General features: G+C 68.0%; 1 protein-coding gene. It reads right to left on the bottom strand.

Going from position 1 to position 799, the window contains the following annotated elements; translation table 11 throughout:
* Window positions 1-419: 419 nt before the first annotated feature.
* A partial coding sequence (locus C3481_RS16060; RefSeq protein ID WP_146053676.1) for a DUF4241 domain-containing protein occupies window positions 420-799 on the bottom strand: 380 nt, incomplete at its 5' end.

The raw sequence follows: 799 nt of genomic DNA, 5'->3' as shown, positions 1-799 counted from the left end.
CACCATGACCCGCGACGACCTCGAAGGCGACGAGTTCCGCGACACCTACACCGAGGCACTGGAGCAGGTCATCGAGGCGAAGAGGGAGCACCAGGAGCCAGCCCCGGCGCCGGAGCCGGAGGAGCCGGCAAGGGTGCTGGATGTGATGTCAGCGCTGAACGAGTCGGTGGCCCGCGCGAAAGCCTCCCGCGGCGATGCCGGCGAGGCGGACGTGCACGAGATGCCCGCCCCGAAGAAGACGACGAAAAGGCAGCCCGCCAAGAAGACCACCGCAAAGAAGACGGGGGCCGGCGGCCGCGCACTGCCTGATACTCCAGCTGTAGTCATGGCGGTCACGCTCATCCAGAGCCTCCGAACCTCACGCCAGCCTGGCGTACAGACTCGGGCAGTGCGGCCTCGCGCCGATGGTCGGTGGCTCCTTACTCTCCCCCGCCGGAGGAATGGAGCTGGAAGTCGACCACGACGCAACCAACCTGCCCGTCATCGGTGCGGCCGATCCAGACGGGGTAGGACCCGTCGCCCTGGCCGGCACGGAAGGCGATGAGGTTCGGTTCGGGCTCCGTGCCGGGCAGTTCGACGGTGAAGCGGCTGTCGAGGGGTATGAACAGGTTCTCGTCCAGCTCGTCTTCGATCACCGTCCGGGTCGCATCCATGAAGGCCACTGTGCCGGTATCGACGCCGACCCCGTAGAACTCACCCTCGCCGAGCAGCCCCAGGTCCTCGTCGGGCCGGAGGGCCATCTCCCACTCGCGGGGCGGGATGTCCAGGAACGTCACCCTGGCCGCGGCGACATTGACCC

It is taken from the genome of Microbacterium sp. Ru50 (assembly GCF_002920555.1).
In the GTDB taxonomy this organism is placed as follows: Bacteria; Actinomycetota; Actinomycetes; order Actinomycetales; family Microbacteriaceae; genus Microbacterium; species Microbacterium arborescens.
Note: the sequence above shows the minus strand (reverse complement) of the source record. Positions and strands in the feature narration are given on the sequence as shown.